Here is a 5,166-nt window from a genome sequence, read left to right on the forward strand (position 1 = left end):
GGACGGCGCCGCCGGCCGGGGGCGGGCAGGTGCTGGTGCGCGGTCCGGGTCTGGCGACGGGCGGCGCGGAGGTGCCCGAACTGGCCGACCGCTACACCACCGCGACGGTGCTGGAGCACGAGGACGCGTCGGTGGAGCGGGTGCTGGCGGAGCTGGACGGGGCGGCGCTGGCGCACATCGCGGCGCACGGCGCGTTCCGCGCGGACGGGCCGCTGTTCTCCTCGCTGCGGATGGCGGACGGGCCGCTCATCGTGCACGACTTCGAGCGCCTGGACCGCAGCCCGTACCGCATCATCCTGTCCTGCTGCGACACCGCCCGCTTCGCCACGGTCGGCGCGGACGAACTCCTCGGTCTGGTCACGGCGTTGCTGCCGCTCGGCACGGCGGGTGTGGTGGCGTGCAGCGCACCGGTCAACGACGCGGCGGTGGTTCCGCTGATGCTGGCGCTGCACAAGGGCATCGGCGCGGGTCTGTCCCTGGCGGAGTCCCTGCGGGACGCGCGGGCGGCGCTGCCGGGAGACGCGGTGCACCAGGCGACCGGGTGGGCGTTCTCGGCGTTCGGGGCGGCGTGACGCACCCCCCGGCCGGGCCTCATGCACGCGTTGCGGGGTGAGCCGTGAGGGTGAAGAGTGGAGGCATAGCGGTTACGTAGCGCCGAGCCGGATGCCTGGACACTCCTATGGCCCGAACTTCCTGGCGGTATGTCCCCCGCACGGTCTGTGCATCTGCCGTGGCCGCGGTCGTCGCGTTGTCGGCAGGTCTGACCACGGGTCTCGCCGCACCCCACGCCGGCGGCGAGGTGACGGCCGGGACACCCGCACAGACGACGCCCCCACCACCCGCGACGACGCCCCCGTCGGACCATCCCACCACGGACCCGCCGGCCACGGACCCGCCGGCCACGCCGCCGGGCGAGCCGCCGGACACGGGGCCGACCACGAGCCCACCGAGCCGGACTCCGGAACCGGACAACTCACCGGGGGACGAGGAGTCCTCCGCTCCTGACGGGGATGAGCAGTCGGCGGACGGGACCGTCGAGGCCCAGCGCCAAGAGGTTGAAGCAGTAACTGCCGAACTCAGCCGGGTCGCTGCGGACGCCCCGGAGGAACTCGGCCCCAGCGTGGCGGAACTGACGGGCATTCTGCGGCAGACGGAGGCTCCGGAGACGCCACCGCAGGAGAGGGAAGGAGTCATCGAGACGGCTCGGGAACTCACCGCCGCACTCGAGGCGATCAATGATCCCCGGATCCCCGAGGACGCACGGGAAGGTCTGATCTCGGCCGTGAAGCAGGTGGTCGCCACGCTCGACGTGGCCGGTGAACCGAGTGTGCCGTCCGAGCAGCGGGCCGCCACCGTCCTGACGGTGCGGAGGTCGGCGTCCGTGCTGGAACTGATCGGCGACCGCACCACGTCCAAGGCGCTGCGGAAGCACCTGATCAACAGCGTCCGTCAGACGAACAGCGCCCTGATGATGAGCCACGAAGCGAAGACGCCCGCGAACAGCGCCTCGCCGCAGGGTTTCCAGGCCACGGCTCGCATAGGCGTCGCGCTGGCCACCGCGGGCGAGTCCGAGACGTCCGACGGACGCCGGAACGGCCTCGCGGGCGCCACGGACGAGGCGAGCAGGTCGTCGAAGGACGCGAACGACCCCAGGATGTCCGAAGAGGACCGGGCCGAGGCGCGCAAGGAACTCGCCAAGCAGCTCAAGCGGCTGAAGGAACTGCTGGAGGACGAGGCCATGGCCCGGGGACTGCCGGACGCACCGCTCGGCGAGGCGGCCGAGGTCTGCACCAACGCCGTGTTCGAATCCGTCTCCGACCAGATCCTCGCCGGAAAGCTCAAGCAGCTCAGCCCCCCGCCGTGGGAGGACACAGGGGTGAAGGACTACTGGAAGTCCGAACGGTCAGGTGACGACTCCCTGGACGTGCACGCCCAGTTGCGGAACAACCAGCACGACGACGCCCTGTTCCGGGTCGCACGGCTCATCACCCGGCTCGCCGAGGACGTCGTACCGGCACGCGATCTCATCCCGACCGTCGGCACTCCGGGCCTGCACTGCCTGCAATCGGCCCGGCAGCTCGACCGGCAGGGAGTGGAGACGGCGACCTGGCTCGAGCTGGCCCAAGCCGTGGAGAAGTCGTAAGGGCCGCCCGCGTCAGTCGGCGGCTTCCTCCAATAACGCGGCGACGGGTACGGACGTGTCGATGTACCTCGTCGACACACCGTACCTGTCCTCTTCCCGCTTCTCCTCCGACCGCGCCACCGGCCCCTCGAAATGGAACGTGGAAACGGAGTAATCGGGTGTTTGGCCAGGACCCCAGACCGCTGTGACGTACCGCGGTTCGCGTGTGACATTGACAAGGTTGTTGTTGTGTCTGACTCGGCCATGGTAATACAGCTCTTCCCCGCACTTCTCCGGACGGCAGTAATAACGGCCCTCGCGCTTGTCCCACGAGCGATGCGCGCGCCGGAATTCGCTCACATCGAGCTTCCCCCGGTCCTTCCTCATATACGTGATCTGCAGGACAATGTTGATCGTATCGAACTCAGGATCCTTGGGAATCTGGAACACGTGCTCCGTCGCGTACTCCTGACCGACGTCGAGCGAGCCACCGACAGGATAGAAGCGCCCGCTGCTCACAGGGAGAAATCTCAGCCGGTCGACATAGCGTTCTGCTTCCACTTCCCGCCCCTCGTCGAGACTTCTTCTCCATTCTGCGAGCCGGTCCGCGTCGTCGGAGTATTCGGCGGTGCGACCGTAGACCGAGTAGTCGTCGTTGATGATGTGAACCGGAATCCGTCCGTCATTCTTGATGTAAAGTTTCAGTGGCACGTGGACGTATGGATTCCGGCGATCGAGCCGCGATTTCCCGAATTCCGCTTTCAGAACGAAGTGCATCGGAGCCGCCGTGGGCTGATACATGGTCGAGTAGGCGAGGCTCACCGCGGACACGAGCGCGGTGGCGGCCAGCCCGGCCGCGAAGGTTCTGGGCCGGGGCATTCCCTGCCACGCCCGCTCGCGGACGAGGAGCCACAGAGCCCACAGGGACCAGCACCACAGCGCTGTGAAGGCCGGGACATAGGGCGTGAACTCTGTCTCCTCGAACCACATGACGAGCAGCAGGCTGCCGGTGGCCAGCGTGATGAGCACGCCCAGCAGGACGACCGCCCCCGAGTTCTTGTGCCGTCGTCGTCCGCAGTGGTCGAGCGCCGCGACGGCCGCCGCGCCCAGCACCGCACCGGACACGACGAACAGGGCACCGGTGACTCGCTGGGCGAAGGTGAGAGCGCCGAGGGCGTCCGGCCGTCCGATCAGGGTGTTCAGGACCATCGACGCGAGCAGGCCCGCCGTCATCAGCAGGGTGACCGTACGTCTGCGCCACGGGCGGTCGGGCCATGCCGTGCTGCCGCCTCCGCGCCAGTACACGGCAGCCGGGTCCTCCAGATCCATGCTCGCCGGATAACCGAGGCGTACGAGCATGCGCCGCAGCTCACGCAGGGACCAGGCGGTGCCCACCGGCTCGCCGCCCACGACGACCCGGCGAAGGCCACGGCTGTCCGGCGGATCGACCACGACCCAGGGACGGATGCTCATGCGTCCAGGCTCGGGCCCCCGCCGACCCTGTGCATGCGGGACTCCCCTGATCGGCCGCACGCGATCCCGCGGCCGGACTCCCCCTGAACGAACCAGGGCCTTGCCCCACCGCGGTGAGACAAGGCCCTGACACAGCCTCACGGCTCTGTGTCCGTCGGGACGACAGGATTTGAACCTGCGACCCCTTGACCCCCAGTCAAGTGCGCTACCAAGCTGCGCCACGTCCCGGTGCGCGCCGCGGAGATTTCCGGTGAACGCGCAGGTCAACAGTACAACATCCGCGCGCCGGGTGAGGCACCGCACCGTCAGTGCGCCACGCCCGATGACATGCGTTCGTGGTCGTCGGGGCGGGTGGTGACGTACAGCTGGCCGGGGCCGGGGGCATCCTCTCTCGTGCAAGCGCGCGACGATGTGTCGGCCGCGGGCCCCCGATTCCGCACAGCCTGTCGCCCTCGTCGCCGCGCGGGCACCGGCTACGGTCGCCGCATGACCCAGCCCAGCTTCACCGTCCGCATCCCCGACGCCGATCTCACCCCCGAACCCCTCGCCCCTGAGCAGATCGTCTCCGGCAACCCGGAGGTGACCGGCAAGGTCGTCTGGGAGTCGGCGGACGGCAAGCGGATCCGCGGCATCTGGCAGATCACCCCCGGCGTCGTCACCGACACCGAGGCGGACGAGCTGTTCGTGGTGATCAGCGGCTCGGCGACCATCGAGGTGGAGAACGGCCCGACGCTGCACGTGGGCCCCGGCGACATGGCCGTACTGCGCGAGGGCGACCGCACCACGTGGACGGTCCACGAGACCCTGCGCAAGGCGTACGACATCCACCTCGGCTAGTGCCGGGACTGGCGCCGGCCCCTCGGATCCCGCCGCGGCTAACCGGGACCGGCGCTGGTCCCTCTGACCTCCAGCGCCGGTGGCACCAGGTGCAGCTCTCCGGGACGGCCGGGGGACTCCAGTCGGTCGAGGAGGCAGCGTGCGGCGCGGCGGCCGACCTCGTGGCTCGCGTTGTCGACGGTGGTCAGCCACAGGTGCCGCAGCCGGGAGAGGCTCGTGTTGTCGTAGCCGGCCACGGAGACGTCCCCAGGGACGCGGAGCCCGAGTTCCTCGGCGGCGGACAGGGCGCCCACGCAGGCGATGTCGTTGACGGCGAAGACGGCGGTGGGCCGGTCGGCGCGGCTCAGCAGCCGTACGGCGGCGCGGTAGCCGCCCTCCTCGGTCATGTCCCCCGCCGTCACCAGTGCCCCGTCGGCCAGGCCGTGCCGGCGCAAGGTCTCCTCGAAGCTGCGCCGGCGCAGCTCGCCCACCGCGCCGTACCCGGCGATGTGCGCGATCCGCCGGTGCCCGAGCCCGATCAGGTGCTCGGTGACCAGCCGGGCGCCGCGCTGGTCGTCACCGGCGACCACGTCCACCCCGGGCGGCACGGGCTCGCGGGCGCCCGCCAGCACCACCGGGATGCGCCCGGCGACCGGCTCCAGCGCCGCCGGGTCGGGCAGGGTGCCGACGACGACCAGGCCGTCCACGCGGAGATCGAGCAGGGGGTCGGCCGGGTCCTGTCCGGTACGGCGGTT

At 70.2% G+C, this 5,166-nt stretch carries 5 protein-coding genes and 1 tRNA gene; 3 read left to right on the plus strand and 3 right to left on the minus strand.

Annotation, left to right across the window (positions count from 1 at the left end; all coding sequences use genetic code 11):
• Positions 1-572 (plus strand): CHAT domain-containing protein (locus N4P33_RS32435; RefSeq protein ID WP_260830519.1); only part of this gene is annotated, 572 nt, incomplete at its 5' end.
• Positions 573-730: 158 nt separating this feature from the next.
• Complete coding sequence (locus N4P33_RS32440; protein ID WP_260830520.1) at positions 731-2,143, plus strand: hypothetical protein; 1,413 nt, start codon at positions 731-733, stop codon at positions 2,141-2,143.
• A gap of 12 nt (positions 2,144-2,155) precedes the next feature.
• Here the strand turns inward: N4P33_RS32440 and N4P33_RS32445 are convergent, their stop codons facing one another.
• Both N4P33_RS32445 and N4P33_RS32450 read right to left on the minus strand, forming a co-directional pair.
• Complete coding sequence (locus N4P33_RS32445; protein ID WP_260830521.1) at positions 2,156-3,595, minus strand: hypothetical protein; 1,440 nt, start codon at positions 3,593-3,595, stop codon at positions 2,156-2,158.
• A gap of 154 nt (positions 3,596-3,749) precedes the next feature.
• A tRNA-Pro gene (locus N4P33_RS32450) sits at positions 3,750-3,823 on the minus strand.
• Positions 3,824-4,081: 258 nt separating this feature from the next.
• Here N4P33_RS32450 and N4P33_RS32455 point away from each other — a divergent pair.
• Positions 4,082-4,432: a cupin domain-containing protein gene (locus N4P33_RS32455; RefSeq protein ID WP_260830522.1), complete on the plus strand. Its 351-nt coding sequence runs from the start codon at positions 4,082-4,084 to the stop codon at positions 4,430-4,432.
• A 38-nt stretch (positions 4,433-4,470) separates the two neighbouring features.
• Here N4P33_RS32455 and N4P33_RS32460 read toward each other — a convergent pair.
• On the minus strand, positions 4,471-5,166 hold a 696-nt coding region (locus tag N4P33_RS32460), incomplete at its 5' end, for a LacI family DNA-binding transcriptional regulator (protein WP_260830523.1).

It is taken from the genome of Streptomyces sp. 15-116A (assembly GCF_025290915.1).
In the GTDB taxonomy this organism is placed as follows: domain Bacteria; phylum Actinomycetota; class Actinomycetes; order Streptomycetales; family Streptomycetaceae; genus Streptomyces.